The 18,301-nt window shown below is 49.4% G+C and carries 10 protein-coding genes; 5 read left to right on the top strand and 5 right to left on the bottom strand.

Annotated elements, in window-relative coordinates; genetic code table 11:
• Window positions 1-383: 383 nt before the first annotated feature.
• The gene (locus BZG20_RS14515; RefSeq protein WP_198536432.1) at window positions 384-2,642 is read left to right on the top strand and encodes an EAL domain-containing protein; all 2,259 of its coding nucleotides are present in this window, start codon (window positions 384-386) and stop codon (window positions 2,640-2,642) included.
• On the opposite strand, the gene BZG20_RS14510 is transcribed toward BZG20_RS14515, so the two are convergent.
• The 3 genes from BZG20_RS14510 to BZG20_RS14500 form a co-directional block, all read right to left on the bottom strand.
• Window positions 2,610-3,239, bottom strand: a complete 630-nt coding sequence (locus BZG20_RS14510) for a GNAT family protein (protein ID WP_077579449.1) — start codon at window positions 3,237-3,239, stop codon at window positions 2,610-2,612. The two genes, BZG20_RS14515 and BZG20_RS14510, sit on opposite strands and share 33 nt — an antisense overlap.
• 159 nt (window positions 3,240-3,398) lie before the next feature.
• Window positions 3,399-4,271 carry a DMT family transporter gene (locus BZG20_RS14505; protein ID WP_077579448.1) on the bottom strand — a complete coding sequence of 291 codons (873 nt, stop codon included), beginning with the start codon at window positions 4,269-4,271 and terminating at the stop codon, window positions 3,399-3,401.
• Window positions 4,272-4,549: 278 nt separating this feature from the next.
• Window positions 4,550-6,529: a replication initiator protein RctB domain-containing protein gene (locus tag BZG20_RS14500; protein ID WP_046075596.1), complete on the bottom strand. Its 1,980-nt coding sequence runs from the start codon at window positions 6,527-6,529 to the stop codon at window positions 4,550-4,552.
• A 1,357-nt stretch (window positions 6,530-7,886) separates the two neighbouring features.
• On the opposite strand from BZG20_RS14500, the gene BZG20_RS14495 reads away from it, so the two are divergent.
• The 4 genes from BZG20_RS14495 to BZG20_RS14480 all read left to right on the top strand — a co-directional run bounded on the left by BZG20_RS14495 (window position 7,887) and on the right by BZG20_RS14480 (window position 14,234).
• Window positions 7,887-9,095 (top strand): ParA family protein, encoded by a 1,209-nt coding sequence (locus BZG20_RS14495; RefSeq protein ID WP_046076018.1) that lies wholly within the window; start codon window positions 7,887-7,889, stop codon window positions 9,093-9,095.
• A gap of 9 nt (window positions 9,096-9,104) precedes the next feature.
• Window positions 9,105-10,076, top strand: coding sequence for a ParB/RepB/Spo0J family partition protein (locus BZG20_RS14490; protein ID WP_077579447.1), 972 nt, complete (start codon window positions 9,105-9,107; stop codon window positions 10,074-10,076).
• A 101-nt stretch (window positions 10,077-10,177) separates the two neighbouring features.
• On the top strand, window positions 10,178-12,205 hold the full coding sequence (locus BZG20_RS14485; protein ID WP_077579446.1) for a GNAT family N-acetyltransferase: 2,028 nt from the start codon (window positions 10,178-10,180) through the stop codon (window positions 12,203-12,205).
• A gap of 364 nt (window positions 12,206-12,569) precedes the next feature.
• Window positions 12,570-14,234, top strand: coding sequence for a FapA family protein (locus BZG20_RS14480; protein ID WP_077579445.1), 1,665 nt, complete (start codon window positions 12,570-12,572; stop codon window positions 14,232-14,234).
• A 22-nt stretch (window positions 14,235-14,256) separates the two neighbouring features.
• On the opposite strand, the gene BZG20_RS14475 is transcribed toward BZG20_RS14480, so the two are convergent.
• On the bottom strand, window positions 14,257-16,374 hold the full coding sequence (locus BZG20_RS14475; protein WP_077579444.1) for a type I secretion system permease/ATPase: 2,118 nt from the start codon (window positions 16,372-16,374) through the stop codon (window positions 14,257-14,259).
• Window positions 16,367-18,301, bottom strand: a complete 1,935-nt coding sequence (locus BZG20_RS14470; protein WP_077579443.1) for an EAL domain-containing protein — start codon at window positions 18,299-18,301, stop codon at window positions 16,367-16,369. Before BZG20_RS14470 ends, BZG20_RS14475 begins: the two co-directional genes overlap by 8 nt.

Below are 18,301 nucleotides of genomic sequence, written 5' to 3'. Positions count from 1 at the left end.
CGAGAACGCGTCCTACCAAAACCGCAGGCAGAATGTATCGAATCACCGAGACAAAATTGTATAACTGACCGATTGCGCCCAAACTTCAGAGGCGAATCAAGCCCCTAACCATACCGTGATCAATTTCACATTTACATATCTTCGCACTCACCGATACCGACCTTAACCCTGTATAAAAAACCGTCACGTTTTTGACGATTGTTTTGATCGGCTGACTGCGCCCTGCGATCGAAAACCATCGCTTTGTCACAAAAATGAAACCTAAATAGGCACAGATTGTCATCGATGCACTCTACCCTGTCTCTCTCGATAGTGAGACTCGATGTATTCTTTATATGCGGTATTTTTCCTCACAGCCTCTATGGCGTTACCTAACGGTTATTATGATTGCGCTGATCGCAGGTTGGTCAGTTTATACCTTGGAAAACCAGCGTCAGCAAAGCCGATTCTCTACCGATGTTGAAAAGCAGCGTCACGCACTCAGTAAAGCGTTTTCTCAGCTCTATGAGCTACAACTATCGGCGCAGCTTTATCTGCAACAAGAAGGCGGCTCAACGCGTGATAAATTCCATGCCTTTATCGACAACCATACCCAAAAGCGCTCAGGGCTTGATAGCGTCATGTGGCTACCTCGGGTCAATCGCGCTGAGTTAAAACAGTTTGCCGCGCAACAAGGTCACTATCACCCCTTTCCGCCACTCAATAACCACGCCTGCCAGTGGGTGATGCGAGGTGATACGTTTCCCGCGCTTTACTTGTCCCCCAAAGCCGCAGCAGAGGGATATTTAGGTTGGCGCGCGGATGCGCAATGCGAGAATACCGTCACCATGGAGCGTGCTTATTTTAAGCGCCAACCGGTGGCAAGACTGATTCACGACGAGCAAGGACATGGGGTGCGTTGGTTCGCGGCCATTACTGCACGAGACGGCCAATTAGCCGGTTTTCTCTCCACCACACTTTATTTTGATACCTTTCTACCCACACTCTGGCAAGATGACACCCCCGCGCCCGATATGGGGCTAATCGCCCGCGAAGCCTTTGGCCACCAGCAAATGTTTACCACGCACACAACGCAAGCATTGCAAAAATGGCGAAATACTCACTCGCCCGATATCACTATTCCGATAGCCGGAAGCGAAGAAGGGTTAGTGGTCAGGTTCACCCATCTACGCGGCTTGCACACGGGGCTACTCTACGGGGTGCTGGTTGGACTATTGGTACTGTCACTCGGCTTGTCGGTTCTGGCCAGCTTTTGGTCCTACGCCAACCGACTGTCATTGGCACAACACTTAGTCAACAAGCAGACCCGCCAGCTCACCCACCAAGCACAGCACGACAGTTTAACGGGGCTGGCAAACCGAGCGGCGCTCGACAATGCCTTGGAGGGCGCACTCCAGCAAGTGAGCGCCCAGTACAGCGAGCATTTTACCTTGCTGTTTATCGATCTCGATCGGTTTAAAGTGGTTAACGACTCTCTCGGTCATGTGACGGGTGACAAGCTTCTTAAGCAGGTAGCCAAACGCCTGAACCAATCCGTCAGTGGCGAGCGCGTGTTTCGCTTTGGTGGCGACGAATTCATCATTTTGCTTAAAGCCGACAGTTCACTGGCATTGGCACAAACTAAGGCCAAGCACCTACTTCAAGCGCTTAGCACACCTTACAAGGTGGACGAGCATATGATTAACCTGTCCGCCAGTATTGGCATTGCCTCGGTGAACAAAGCCAATGCGTCAGTAACGGATATTATTCAGCAGGCGGATATTGCCATGTATCACGCCAAGCAAACCCGTGATCGCCTCGCGATTTTCCAGCCGGCCATGCTTGCCAAAGTCCAGCAACGTTTTATTGTCGAACAAGACTTAAAAAAAGGGTTGGCACAGCAGCAGTTTCATCTGATGTTTCAACCTATTTTTGATGGCGAACAAGAAACACTCAGCCATGCAGAGGCACTGCTCCGGTGGCAGCATCCGACGCTAGGGCGGATCTCGCCCGCAGAGTTCATCCCAATCGCAGAAGAAACCGGTTATATTATCGAGCTTGGCGACTGGGTGCTCGAGCAAGTCGCCGACGTATTGGATAACTGGCACACCCGCTTCCCTGCCAATCAATGCCCTTCTATCACCGTGAATGTGTCCGCCAAGCAGTGTCAGTCAGCCACCTTCGCCGATGACGTCGCCTCACTGATCGCCAGGCACCAATTTGCGCCTCAGTGTCTGGGGTTAGAAATGACGGAGACGGCCTTACTTGAGCACTCAGAAACGGTGGGGAGGAACTTGCGTCAGCTTCACGCACTGGGAATAAAACTGTACCTCGATGACTTTGGCACTGGGTATTCATCCCTCTCGCTGCTGCGCCAATATCCGTTTAGCGTGATTAAGATGGATCGCAGTTTTATTATGGATATCGATCAGCCTAACGGTAAAGCGGCGCCCCTGTGTCGAGGAATGATTGCCATGGCACATGCCGTCGGTTTAACCGTAGTAGCAGAAGGCGTCGAGACGAAACAGCAGCTATGCTGGCTTCGCCAACACCAATGTGACTACTTGCAAGGGTATGTGCTCTCTCGGCCGATTGAACGGACAGCACTTGAAGATTGGTTACTGCCGCAATCAAACCAGCGAATGGTCTTGGTGCATGGTTGAGGCGACAGCGGCCAGGGTGTTGGCGGACGAGGGACCGTTTTGACGCACTGGCGCAGCTTGCTGCAACCACTCATCGCGCAATACCCCATAACGGAGTGAGTCATAGTACTCACCTTGATAATAACGGACGGCGCGTAAGCGCCCCTCTTCGCGCATCCCTAGTGCTTTAGCACAGCGCATCATCCCCGTGTTCCCCGACCAAGTGGTCAAGCCGATTCGGTTGACTTGGTGGCGAATAAACAATTGGTCAATCCACTGCGTCAGAGCACGTCGGCCGATACCTTTGCCCCAGTGGACAGGATCGAAAATAGTGATCCCCACTTCCAACCAACGCGTGCGCTTGTCTTCCCAATACAGGGTGACATAACCCACAGGCTTATTGTCCACACAAATCACCTGCGCCGTGTCACCCACGATGAAACGACGAAAAAGCCCAAAACGAAACGACCAAAACGACACCGGATCTATCGGTGTATACGGCGCATCATACTGCTTCCAAGCACGGGAATAATATATATTACGCCAAAAGTAGCGCGCTTCGTTGCGCTGCGCAGGCCGAATGGTGACGACGCAACATTCAGATACATCCACATCCATGTAAGATTATTGCTCTCTCTTTACCAAATGATGGGCGACGACGCTGTCCGCTCAGCGCGACCGCTTGTCGGTATGACCCACAAGGGTACCCAGTCTAACTCAATTAACCACCACATTGGCGACCTCCGTCAAAGAACCCACTTAATTGAGTGTAGACGGTTACTGACAGGACGGCTGCCTTGATTGCTGTGATATGGCAACGCCCAGCATCACAAGCCCTCCACCGAGGATGTGATACTGAGTCAGTATTTCTCCCAGTACCGCCACTGCAATAGCCGCAGTCATCACGGGTAAAAGGTTCATGTACATCGCCGTTCGACTCGCCCCATTGAGCGCGATAGCGTTTAGCCAAATCGCAGGCGCAAGCACGGAAGCGCCTAAGGCGGCAAACCCCACTAGCGGATAGGCGTCAGCGGGGATGGCGGGACTGGGCGCCATCCACAGAACGGGCAACAACATCACCACCGCAAATACAGCTTGTACATACACAGACACCCAATTGGACAGCGCCATCGACCAACGTTTAAGTAAAACGCAATACAGCGCATACGAGGACGCACATACCAGCATTAGCCCATCTCCCACCGACGCGCCTGCGTGAAAAAGAGAAAGCGGTTTGCCCAGCGTTAGCATATACACCAAGCCAGCGAAGGATAACACGGCCCCGAGGATCGCACGCATCGTCAACGGCTGTGACAGCACAGGCACACTGATCAACAAGCTCAACATGGGCACCAACGACATAATCAGCGCCATATTGGTCGCCGTCGTGGTTTGCGCAGCAAAATAGGCAACGGATTGGTTAGTGACCATGCCTAACAGCGCTAGAATGGCAAGACGTGGTGCATAGCAACGCACCGCACGTCGTTGGCGCCATAATGTCGGTAAACAAAACGGCGTTAATACCAAAATGGCAAAAAACCACCGATAGAATGCCATCGCACCCGGTGCAATCACAGTGACAGACACCTTGTTTACAATCGTGTTGACCGACCAAATGAGCACCGCCGCCAATGGCAAGAGAAATGGCATCATGGCCTCGCAAAGCCCAATATAGCGTGGAAGAAAGTAGGCAGTTTACACTGTAAAACGCAGAATAAAACCAATAGCTGACGTGACCCCACGACAAAGAGGGGAAACGCATCATCGTTGGCAAGGAAGAAAAAAGCGGGCAAAGCCCGCTCGGCAAGTGATTAGCCAAATGGTGCCATCAAGGCACCCAATAGGACAAAGGTATCTATCAGTGAGTAGTTTACGCCGCTCATCAAAGGTTGTGTCATTACCACGTCAACAACCTGCAAAATCGGTCACTACCCTCCCATCGCTATGTCATCCAAGGCCTTGAGCACTTGCCCATCGAGATGGCCCTCAAACACGCGCTGACAGACTTTTCTTCGCACGGCTAACCCAGATATCAACTTTTCAATAGAAAGATGTCTATCGAGCTGTTGTTGATTGTAAAACTCAATCGTACGGCTGAGCGTTTCATAGGAGACGACCTGATCACCGACCCGCAACCAATCCAGTTTTTCGAGATAACCCTGACATTCTTCGGTAATCACGGAGGAAGGATGGCCTGTCATCGCCGACAGCGCGGTAATGCTCCGTTGCAACGCCTCCTCAGACGTATACTTTGAGAGCACAATGGTCAGCTCATCCGCATTAATCTCAACCAAGTGCTTGCGTTGTTTCACACGACGCCCTAACCGGCCACTGCTCTTCTCTTTGCGCTGGATCGGTTCAAACTCGCCATCAATGATCCCGGAAAGCTGATCAAGGTCTTGGCTAGGAAGGATCTCATTTCTCAGCGGATTGGGCATAGTGGGAGCCAACGAGCGCTTGCCCTCATTATACATTTTGGCACGAGAGTAGCGGATCACTTCGTCGACGTTGCACTTTATATCCATGCGATAGTCAGGATATTTTTTCTCTTCATCTTCGCGCGTTAACGTTAAGTGATATCCCCACAAGTTCACCGCAAAGACAGACTCTGTCACCTTACCTTCAGCCAGCTTTCTGAGCTCCCGGGTTAAATCACTGGAAAAACGGCGCCATTCGATATTACGGGCCATTTTTTGGTTCAGCTCGCTAAGTAGCATGGTATCTTCGAGTCGACGCGACATACGGCTTCTGAAGAGCGAATAGAGTTGAAACACCAAGGTATGCTGACGCAATATTTCTGGTGGAAATAAAAAGAAGTAATCACGCGTCATCAATTCTTCAAAGAACGAAGGCTCCCATACCAAGATATAAAGGTTGGGCTTGATCCTGACCTCACCGTCTTCACCCTCTTTGGGCGCTTCCTCGGAAGCGGTAATGGTTCTGGCTAAGAACCGGAATCGGTCACTTTTGAACCCTTCTGGCATGTTTTCACTCAGCCAACGACCCGTTAGTTCATGAAGCTGAAAGTCAGTAAACTCGATTCTATCAATGCTCTCGCGGATGGCATCACGCGCAGGACCACTGTCTTTTTTACCCCGTAACTGCAGGATATCAGTGATATAGATCGGTGTTTTGTTGCCTATAGATTGGGTCTGTAACTCGTAATTGGGTAAATGATGATCATGATACTGCACCGTGAGGGTGAACAGGGCGAACAGTGTCATCAGATCATCAACCGTCATGATCGACTTGGCCGATCGCGTTTCAATGATCGCCTTAGTGCCGCTGATCGCCACCATCGACTTCTGATAACCCTTTTTGGTTCGCGGTGGAGCAAGCGCTTGATCAATGATCCCAGCCCAACTGGTCGGCGAGACCAAAATTTGATCTTTTTCACCAGGCATCATCGGAGGGGTGCCTAGTCCATGCTCACTGAGCAATTGTCGATTAACTTGCGTTTGCGCTAACGCTTTCGACCGTTTTTGCTTGACGGCATCGCGACTTTTTTCTGTCATCAAGCCTGCACTGCCGAGTGATGAAATCAATCGGCTGGGATTAACAAACTGATGCAGCATGGTTTTGCCTGCGAGTCCTTCTTCAAACCTCACGGGTTGCTGAATGAACAGTCCTAACTGGACAGCGGCACGGAGTCGTTGTTGGATGGCTGCGCGAGTGAGTTGCCCGTCTGTTGCGTCAACCAATTCTGTGGTGGATACATACCCGTCTTGAGAGGCAAAACCGCGTACTGAAATTAAGTTCAGTAGCTCTAGAATACTTTTGGTTACCCCTTTAAAGTGCTCATACTGTGCAAGCCAATCAATCAACTGATCGTGTACGGCGAACAAATGCCCGTCTTTGTGGGAGCGAGGGGCTTTTATCAAGATTTTTTCGGGTTTACTGGCACTCATGTCAGCTTAAATCCTTTGTCACGGGCATACTCAACGCGTATTTTTTTAAATTGAGGTGACGGAAACCGTAAATCGATCACTCTTCCAGGGAAAGACTAATAAAAAAAGACCCAAAAAGAAAGATCTTTTTTATTGCGCTTTTTAACTGATCTTTATGATTATTCTGATCTAATTTGATGATCTGATCTTATGATCCGAGTGGCTAGTTTGTTATAACACCATGATTTTTATGAATTATAATTTCAGCCCTCTCGAAAGCATGATCATCAATGTCTTGGAGGCATGATCAACATCATGCACCAACGATGATCAAGTGAGGCCTGCATCAATGATCAACAGCTTACCGCATTAATGATCAGATAATAACTGAAACAATGATCAAGCGTGATACACATCTTATCCACAGCTATAGGATGTCGCGGGTGATGACGTTATTGGATTCGGTGGTTAATCAGGCTAATGAGGCTTAGGAACAATGATCAAGACAGCGCTTTTTTAGCTGATTTGATGAAAAAGCGTGCATGTTGCCGATAAGTCTAGCGGCTATTTCACTCTCATCCTCCAAATCGAAATGACATTGACAGTATAACTGCCATAGGGATGTATGTGTCCGGTTAGTGGAACAATGATCATGTATGAGATCGTGCTGTTCGATCATCTTGATATAAACCGTTGTTTAGTCCACGTGATATGGATGGAATGCCCGGATCCTTCTCGATCCCTTGTTACACCTGACGTTATCCGTAATTTGGCGGTTCGACTATATCGTTCCGAACAACCGCACAGGCTGGTAGTCTTTACAGCCAGTCTTGATCATTGTTCCGTAATATACAGAGACACATCGCGCAGATTTGCCGATGATTTAACCCATAATTCTGCTTGATCATGCTTCCCCAACAGCGCCTTTACTCTCGAAAGCATGATCAAGTATTAGCATCCATTAAGGCCGAACACCTTGATCATCGTTACGGGAAAAATGATCAAAACCGCGGTAATCCATCGCATGAACGGCTAATGGGTGAGATTGTTAACCGCTCTCCCCTCTTAAGGGGTAAAAGGCGATAAATTCGGTTCAACGATCGGGTACCGTAAATTAGCCATTCAAAGATAGGCTTCCGACTCTATCAACTGTTTACATTGTAAATAAGTGACGCTGTGACATTTTAAATGTGAGGAATTTATCGCATGGTTTGTCGAAGTGAGTATAACCAACTATTCGTCGATGTTTTCATCAATCATCCATGATAACAATTGTGAGCAGGATCTTTATTTGATTGGCTTTTGTTCACCTTTTTATTGTCTTGGGTGGAATGTGCTGTACAATCGGCAATTATTTCTCGTTAAGGCGAAAAAGAATATGGATAGGGAAAAGACGATTGAAAACCTCCGCAATATCGCCGCGCAGACGAAACAGGTTCAGTCTGATCGGGTCGAGATTGTAATGGAAGAACGCCACGACCAACTCTTTCCACCGATGTCAAAAGCATTAATGGAAACGCGTTCGGGATTAACGCGGCGAAAGCTCGATGAAGCGATCTCTCGCATGGAGCAAGAGGGACATCAGTTCACTAAAAACAACGCTAACCATTATTCGATTACACTCGATGAGGCGCACCAAATCATGGATGCGGCGAACGTGCCGACTTTCCATGAGCGTAAAGGAAAAACCCATAAGCCTTGGGTGGTAAACATCCAGAACCAGAAAGGCGGAACGGGTAAATCCATGAGTGCGGTGCACTTAGCGGCATGTATGGCCCTCAACTTGGAAAAGCGTTATCGCATTTGCTTAATCGACTTGGATCCACAAGGCTCATTGCGACTGTTCCTCAATCCACAAATTAGTTTGACCGAGCAAGAGGGGATTTACTCCGCCGTTGACGTCATGCTGGATAATACGCCCCAGCCTGCAGACAAAGACTTCATGATGCGTAATGTCTTACTGCCGACACAGTATCCAAACTTAAAAACCATGGCGGCCTTTCCAGAAGACGCGATGTTTAATGCTGAGGCATGGCAAGCACTAGCGACTAGCCAGTCTCTGAACGTGGTTGAGTTGCTGCAAGAAAAAGTCATCGACCCAATCAGTGATGAGTTTGACATTATCATGATAGATACAGGCCCGCATATCGATCCGCTGGTGTGGAATGCAATGTACGCCTCGAACTCGTTAGTGATCCCTTGTGCGGCAAAACGCCTCGATTGGGCGTCGACGGTGAACTTTTTCCAGCATCTGCCACAAGTCTATGAGATGTTCCCTGAAGACTGGCATGGCCTTGAGTTTGTTCGTTTAATGCCGACTATGTTTGAAGATGACAACAAAAAACAGATTTCGGTCTTAACGGAAATGAATTATCTTTTGGGTGAACAAGTAATGATGGCGACCATTCCAAGAAGTCGCGCGTTTGAGACCTGTGCCGACACTTACAGCACAGTCTTTGATCTTACCTCTCAAGATTTTGAAGGCGGTAAGAAGACCTTGTCGACAGCCCAAGATGCCGTCCATCGTGTCGGTTTAGAACTAGAGCGTGTGCTGCACAGCCACTGGTCTCAGCTCAATCAGGAGTAATCACAAAAAATGGCCATTAAGACCTCTGATTTAAATGCGCGTTTGTTTGCCAAAGCAGACAAGCGACGAGCAACGACAACGCAAGAAGCTCAGAGTGCAGCGAGTGAGAAAGCGGCAGTCATTGAACTTGCGGTCGCCGGTGAACACACGGTTGAATTTGAGCTGGTAAAAGTCCCTGCCAGTGAGATCCGAGATAAAACGACCGTTTTTGATAAGAATGCGCGAGAGCAGTCATTTCTGAATGAACTCGCGTTATCCGATATTTTGGTAACGTTAAAAGCACATGGCCAGCAGTACCCTGCTGTGGGTCGTTGGCTTGACGATGGTCGTATCGAAGTCCTCGACGGTAGCCGACGCCGCATGTCGTGTCTGATTGCAGAACAAGATTTCTTAGTCTATGTGGCGAAAGGCATCAGTACACGCCATGCTAAATTCTTGTCCGATGTCGCCAATGCGCACAAACCGTTATCGCTTTATGAACGCGGTAAAGAGATGCAGGCAATGTTAGACAGTGGCGAAGTGAGTGATCAAAAAGCATTGGCGAGTGCGTGTCAGTGTAGCGAAGCCTTGGTCAGCGGAGCCTTAAAAGCCGCGGCCCTGCCCTTACCGCTACTGCAAGCCTACCCCAGTGTGTCTGAGCTGGGACGGCCAACCATTGTGAAGTTGCATCGCTTATATTTTAGCCTTGATGCGTCCCTGCAACAAAAGCTGGTTGCCAAGCTTGGTGACACGCCTTTATGGCAACAGGTAGAGGCGCAAGGAGTGACGCGTATTACGCGAGAAGTCACCCAGTTGATTGAGCAGTTTAAAGATGAACTTGTCGAGCCGACATCGAGTGAACGAGAGCAAGCCAAAACCTTATTGGACGGACGTGCGTCTTATCGTCGCAAAGGAAATAACCTGAATATTAGTTTAAAGAAAGTCAGTGATGAGGACGTAGACCGAATTCTGGCACTGATTAAACAAGCGCTAGAAAACTAATATTTTGCACATGCCCCAGCGTTAAAAACGACATGCCTAGCGTGTCGTTTTTTTTTGCGTGTTATCATCTCCTATCCGCTTGGTAAAAGCCTTATGGAAACATGATGACATTACCCACATTGGAAGACTTTTTTGAGCCACTGATCTTACGTGCAGCGCACGACTCCCACCGTCAACTGGTTTGTGTCGATCAGGACTTGGCGACTGTACTGGGCGGCTTTGATGAGACTCAGCCCCCGCTGATTGTGGGAAACACAGAATATGGTTTGAGTTGGCGCCAAGCACATCAAAAGCTGGGACAAGAATGTGGTCATATCGTGGTGGAGGTGAATGCGCAATTTAATGCGGAAGCCTTTTGCGCCATAGCCGGTTGTTGCCGCGCGGGTGCACTCATTGTACTCCGAATTGCCGCCCTCGATAACGAAATGCCTCCGTCCGTACAACGCCTTCTTCGCTGTTTGAGTGAAGATGATAGCGTCGCATTTAATTGTCATTGGCTGCATCGTTTACCCCAGCCACGTCCAGCGAAACATCAAATGCATTCAGTGACTCAGGATGATGCGATTGCTGCCGTGGAAAAAGTCGTGACTGGACATCGGCGCCGTCCCCTGCTGCTAACCGCTGACCGCGGTCGGGGGAAATCAGCCGCATTAGGGATGGCCGCGGCTAACTTGATGATGAAAAAACCAAGACGCATCATTGTGTCATCGCCTTCCCCAGCCCATGCATCAACGCTTTTTCATCATCTGAAAGCCACCCTTCAGGTCGATGATGCTGGCCAACATATCGACTATCAAGGAAGCCAGATACGCTTTATTGCCCCTGATGCGCTGCTACAAGACGCGCCAACAGCAGACTTGTTATTGGTTGATGAAGCGGCGGCGATCCCACTTCCGATAATCAGCCAGTGGCTGAATCAATACAGTCGCGTTGCGATTGCAACGACCGAGCATGGCTATGAAGGGACAGGACGTGCTTTTACGCTCCGACTCAAGCAAATGTTGGATGTCGAGCAGCCGCAATGGCGCACATTAAAGCTCACGGCGCCTATGCGATGGGCTGATGATGATCCGGTTGAGCGCACGTTGAACGCCCTCTTTTTACTGAATGGCGACGACGATGTCGGCAGCGATCAGGCCGATATGCTCGAAACAGGGTGGGTGAACGATATGGTGATTGAGCCGCTTAGCCGTCAGCAGTTGTATCGAGATGAGGCGTGTTTACGGCAGTTATTCACATTACTGATCGCGGCCCATTATCAAACATCGCCTAACGACTTAGCCCGTCTTCTGGACGATGACGCCGTCTTAATTTTTGCTGGCTGGCTCAATAATACATTGGTTGCCGCGTGTGTGGTGAGCCAAGAAGGAGGAATAGATTGGCAAACTTGTCACGCGGTGGTCGCAGGGCAACGCCGGATAAAAGGGCATCTGTTTAGCCAATCGGTCGCCGCGCATTTGGGGCTTGCGGAGGTTCTGCACGACAGGCTCTGGCGAGTCCAACGCATTGCCGTGTCTGAGCCTTATCGACAGCAAGGCGTCGGTCAACGGTTGCTCGCGACTGTGAATAAACACGCGGCTGAAGCGTCAGTGGTCGGGGTCGGTGTTAGCTTCGGTGCAACCGCCGAGCTGACGCCGTTTTGGTTTAAGCAAGGATTTAAGCCGGTTAAATTGGGATTAAAACGCGATCAAGCCAGTGGGTGCTATTCGCTGCAAATGCTTAAGCCTATCCAGCCTTTGAAATGGTGTGATCAGGCGTTACGCTTATTTAGGCAAAACCTTCCCATTCAGATGCTCACGAGCCATCAACGGATGGAAACTGACATCGCTGCCTCTATCATTGCTGGGTTACCAACCGCACCGCTATCGGAGGAAGTAAGACAACAAATTGATGGATTTGTTGCCGGAGGGGTGGGGGTCGATGCTGCCCTCTCAAGCTTACAGGCTTGGTTATATCATCATATAGGTCGCGTCCAGAAAGACGACGAAAATGCCACGTTACCCATTCTGGTTAGCCGTATTTTGTTAGGGTTGCCTTGGTCTGTTGTCTGCACCCGATATCAGCTGGCAGGAAAGAGGGACGCGGAATCTCGGATACGGGATTATATTCAAACACACATGACGACATGACCCATTTACACTGTAAACTGAACACGTGGCAGTGGCTTGGTTTACAGTGTAAACGCTGTCGCTTATTACGTTTATTTACACTGTAAATCGGTCTACTACCCTTCATTATGGGGGCCGTGCTGAGGGCGACTGAATTAATCCTATCCTGGTCACGTTTTTATCAGTGATCCTGCTCCCAAGCGGGATAAACCTGTATAATTTATTATAAATGAGACAATTGCGCGCACTTGCATTAGATTTGGACTAATCTAATCAGTGACAACAGTCGAGTGCAAGGCTCCTCGAGATGACGGAGCAAGCGCATTGCCAAGTGGTTTATCTGGCTAATAAGGCCGCCACAGGGATTAGATAGGCAGGAAGCGAGATGCTAGACGATATCCTCCGCGTCTCTCAGGATGGTCAGCGTGTATACTTATCGGCAGGGAAAGTCGAGCATACCAATGGCCAACCGATAGAGAAAAAACAAATCAAGGACTGGTTGGTGAGCAACCAAGTCGAGGGCTTTTTTTGTTTTGATGATACGATAGAGTCAGCATTAACCAAGTTAAACGCGTCGCCGGATGATGCTGAATCGGAAGACTTCATTATTGCAGAACGCCGTGATGCAACCATCGAAGCGCGTATCGCCGACGATAAAATGACGGCCTATTTGATCGTTAACGGCGCGTGTGGCGGGCGTGGACTGAAAGCCGATGACATTCTCTCGACGCTGCGTGATGCCAATATCGTTCGAGGGATAAAAAAGCCGACCCTGCAAAAACTTCTCTCCGCGTCAGGAAAGCTCAAACCTGGTGAATACCTTGATGTTCCCGTCGCATTCGGTCGGCAGCCGGTTGCGGGCGAAGATGCGCACCTTGTCTATCTCATTGAAGATCCTGCCGAGCGTGTTCGCCGTCCCAAACAGCGTGAGGATGGAACCGTTGACATGCGTGATTTGGGTGAAATGGTGATGGTTAAGCAAGGACAGCCTTTAGCTAAACTGATCCCTGAAACATCGGGCTATGAGGGCTTTACTGTAACTGGGTCGGTGTTATCGACATCTTCCGGTAAGCCAATGACATTGACCGCGCACCCAGGCAGCGAGTTAAGTAACAAAGACCCTAATATTCTAGTGGCGACCATGGCTGGGATCCCACGGTTACAAAAAGACGGCGTGGCGGTCGATGATGCATTGAGCTTAGATGCGGTTGATGTCGGCACCGGGCATGTCAACTTTGAAGGCAGTGTGGTGATTAAAGGTGATGTTGAAGTGGGTATGAAGGTCACAGCATCGGGAACGGTCACCGTGGGAGGGGTAGTGGAATCAGCGACCATTACCGCTGGCGCAGACATTATTGTCCAAAATGGGATCATTGGTCGACAAGTCGCAGCAGACTCTGACATCAACTGCACCCTGGTTGCGGAGGGCAATATTGTCGCCAAGTTCGCGCAATATGCCACACTCTGTGCCAATCAAAACCTAGAACTTACCTTGCATGCGATGCATTGCAAAACGCATGTAGGGCAGTCAATCGTTATTAGTGATGCCACCAAGCGCAAAGGCACGTTGGCGGGCGGTAAGCATGAAGTGGGCGAAAAAGTCCAGGCGGTGATTATCGGCGCGAGCGCAGGGGCGCATACGTATATACATTGCTTTCCGCGTCTGCCAATACTTAAACGGGAACTCGTCAATTTAAACAAAAGCTGGGAAGAGAAAAGTGCCCAATTGGATAAGATCCAGGCGGCAGAGAAAAAACTTGAAGCGGTCCCAGAAGAGAAGCGTGACGCGGCCATGGTTGAAAGAATAAGCTCGACACGCGAGCACCTTTCTACCGCGCTAAGTGAAATAGAAACCATGGTAGAAGAAACAGACGCAGCGATAGAGAGCGGATACCAAACGGCCAGTATCATTGCGACTAAGTCGCTACTTAGTCGTGTTCACTGTACTATCGGCGAAGAAAAGCACTTGGTTCACTCAGAGCACGGCCCATCACATTTATTTTATGATAATGCCGCGATTGAATTAAAACCGTATCAAGCCAATGGTTGATACTGGTTTACAGTGTAAACTGTTAGCCAACTTTACGGATTTTTCCTTCTTTTAAGGCCTGAAGCACTGCCTTTTTCGGTCCATCTGCGACCACACATCCTTCCTCCATCACAATAAGACGGTCAACCACATCCAGCATGCTGGTTTTGTGGGTACTGAGAATGAGTGTCTCCTCTCTGCGTAAATCTTTTAGCTGCGTTTTAATGAACTGCTCTGTGCGGTTATCCATCTGACTGGTTGGTTCGTCGAGTAAAATCACAGGTGGGCGACCTAAAAAGGCGCGAGCAATTGCAACGGCTTGTCGCTGTCCCCCAGACAATAAGACGCCACCTTCCCCAACTTGTCTTTCTAGTCCTGAGGCATGGTACTGGGTAAAACTTAACACGCCCGAGCGGGCAGCGGCGTCCATAATATCAATATCATCGGCAAGTGGCTGGCCGAGGGTCATATTCTCTCTGATTGAGCCAAAGAATAGCGTCGGCTCTTGAGGGACAAAACCGACATTGCGACGAACGTCGATATAATGAAGTTGAGAGATATCGGTATCATCGATGGCAACCGAGCCTTGGGTGGGAGAATAAAGGCCGACTATCAGGCGGGCAAGCGTTGTTTTTCCTGAGCCCACTCGGCCAATAATACCGACTTTTTCGCCGGGATAAATGCGAAAGGACACTTGGCGTAAGGCGAGGGCAGTGGTGTTAGGGTAATGAAAGTCAACCTTATCGAGCTCAATTTTGCCACGCAGCATCGGGCGATGTAGATAACGCTTACCTTCGGTTTGTTCTGATGGCAATGCCATCAGTTGGTCGATGATATCGAGTGCTGATTTTGCTTGGTGATAGCGTGTCGAGAGCAAAGACAATTGAACCAAGGGCGCTACTGCTCTTGAGCTCAGCATACTTGCCGCAATCAATCCCCCCATTGTCAGTTCGCCCGCGGCTATTTGGTAAACACCAAATACAATCATACTGACGATGACAAACTGCTGAACAAAACTGGCCGAGTTATGGACTGAGTCTGTGAGACGGCGTGTTTTGATGCTCCAGTTTGCCATATGGGCCACCGCTTCTTCCCAGCGATACTGAAACTGACTCTCCGCCCCGAATATTTTAATGGTTTCAAGCCCTGACAGGCTTTCTATGAGGTTGGCATTCTTTTGTGAAGAAAGACGTGTCCCTTCCTCAATTGTGCGCCGCAGGGGCTTTTGAATTAGCCATGCATGGATGACCAATAACGTGACCGCAATGATAGGCACGATTACTAAAGGACCGGCGACAAACCAAATCACGAGCAAGAAGATGATGGCAAAGGGGAGGTCGATGAGGGTGGATATAGACGCCGAGGTAAAAAACTCGCGGATGGATTCAAATTCTTGCATATGCCGTGCAAAGGCCCCGACTGAAGGGGGCTTAGCGTCCATTCTTACCCCTATGACTTTGGCATATATGCGTGAAGAAATGAGTAAATCTGTTTTCTTACCTGCAATATCAATAAAGTAACTGCGCAGCAGTTTAAGGAGTAAGTCGAAGATAAAAATGACCAAAATCCCACTCGCGAGCACCCACAGTGAATCGAAGGCCAAGTTAGGCACGATTTTGTCGTAAACGAGGCGAGAAAATAGCGGCACACTAATCGCAAAGACATTGATAAAGAGTGAGGCGATTAAGACATCCCGATAAATATGACGTGATTGCCAGAGCGTGCCCCAAAACCAATGGCCCTCATCCTTCACCTGTGCTGTTGGCGCGCGTTCATCAAAGCGATATTGCTTTTTCAGCAAAAAAAGGCGCCCCAGATACGCATCGTTAAGATCATCAAGCATCACCCAACGCGGTGTCATATCCGCATGCGGCAAAACGATTTCCGCACGCCCCTTTTTCGCATCCATTTCTAGTACGACGCACGCGTCGTTATCTTTCATTAGCAAAATAGCCGGGCAGAGCAGCGAAGAGAGGCGCCCGAGTGGCATCGCTTCTTCTTTCGCGACAATCCCCGCACGTTCAGCCGCGCGGGGCAGTAAAAAAGGTGACAGGTAGCCGTCGGAGATGGGGAGCCCAGACACAAGGGCATCGGGGGAGTTCGCGTTACCGAAGTAACGCGATACATAAATCAATGATTGCAGAAGCGGATCTTTAACCATGGCTGTCCTGAGTATTATTGAAGATATAGCCTTGGAAACCATTGACGAACAGCTCGGAAAGGCGCGCAAGCTGTGCTTCTGTTTCCACGCGTGTCGCGATAGTGGTGATGTTTAAGTTATGCGCGGTACGACAAATGGATGCCAAAACATGCCCTTGGGCGTCGTCTTCTATATGACTGGTATAGGCAAAGTCTATTTTTACGTAATCGGGCTTAAAGCGTTGTAAGTAATCCAAAGACTGGAAGTTGCGGCCATAATTATCGACCCCAAATTGGAAGCCTGCTTGACGGATTTGATCGGTCAACAATCCAGTGTGGTCAGCGTGACGGACAAAAGCGACCTCTGGGATCTCAAATAACAGTTGGCCTGCCAGCTTGCGGTGCTGGTACAAGGTTGTCCCCAACCAACGAATAAATGACGCATTGGTTACACTACTTAAGGTGAGGTTAACCGCCAATGGGCCGACGCTAGCGTCTTGAGACAAGGTTTTAATCACGTGAGTAATGACATATTTATCGAGGGTTTCACCCAGTTGGAGCTGCTCTACCGCCCCTAAAAAGTGGCCAGCGCCATAATAGTGCTCATCCTTTTCTATCGCGGAAAAGACCTCTTGATGAAGCCGGTTTGATTCGCTGTCTGTGGCGGGTTGGTATTTGAACACAAACAGCTCTTTGGCCACGGCTTCATGCAGCAGTGCTTTCCATTGCTGTTTACCCATTGCAGCGTCACCGATAGATTGGTCAATCAGTACGACAGGGTGCTCCGGCGTATTGCGTGCCTGTGATAAGGCGTTATCCGCTTGTGACAGCAGCACACTGGCATCCTGATTTCCGCCGCCGTTGATAGCTAACCCCACTGCTACCTTAGGCGGCGTGAGACCGGTCGGATCCGCTTGCATGTCTACTACCATGGCGAGCACACTCTCGCCGAGTAAGCGCAAGTCATCGGGGTCTGAGTTAGGCGCTAGGATCACAAATTCATCTTTGCTCAAGCGCGCTGCTGTCATGCTGTCGTCGCTGATAATCGTGGTGGTGAGGTTATTCGCAAATTGCTCAACAATACGATCCCCAGATTCGAAGCCTTGGTTTTTATAGGCCTCTCCAATGAGATCCACTTTGATTAAGACCATACCGCCAACACCCGATTCAGTTAACCAAGATTTAAGCTGGCCAACATAGAAGCTGCGGTTGCCAAGGCCAGATACCGCATCTCGGTAGGCGGTTTTACGTAATCTATCGGCCTCTTTTGCCTGTTGTTCAAAGTAGTGTTTGAGCTGATCGGTCATGACATTAATGGCACTGACCACGGTTTTTAGCTCTGTCGTGGGAGGGAGCGGAATGGGATCACCAAACTTGTTTTTGGCGATTTCGCCTGCTTTAGCCGTAATACGGGCAAGGGGTCTCAGCGATCGCTGTAATTGCCAACCAATGATCACGGACGCGACCAAAAAGATGATTGCCAAAATTGTCCCTAACTGGACAAATGATTTCCACAGTTGCTTATACGCATAACCTGGATGCGCGACCACTTCGACTTCGGCAAGTTGCATCCAACCACTGGTGATGGTTTGTTTTTCGGTGATCACAGGGAAAACATCGAGGTCGATAAACCACTGGGGCACACCGTGGATTTGTACGGGATACTCGCGAACAATCTCACTGTTATCTGACAGCAAGGTCAGATTAACTTCGCGGTAAAAACCGCCATCAAAAAACGCATTGATCACCGACTCGGCGGCGACTTTATCATCCGATTCTAAGTAGGGTGCTAAGGCTAGCCCCATCGAATTCACCGTGTTGTTGACATCAGAGGTTTGCTGATTGAGTAAAAAGTTGCGTGTGGTATTCAGCTCGATACCGAAGACGGCCAGCACTATGCAGAAGAAAATCACTAGCATCCACGAGAATATTTGATTGAATAACGTCAT

This window comes from Salinivibrio sp. IB868, from assembly GCF_001995655.1.
GTDB classification, from domain to species: Bacteria; Pseudomonadota; Gammaproteobacteria; order Enterobacterales; family Vibrionaceae; genus Salinivibrio; species Salinivibrio siamensis.
Note: the sequence above shows the minus strand (reverse complement) of the source record. Positions and strands in the feature narration are given on the sequence as shown.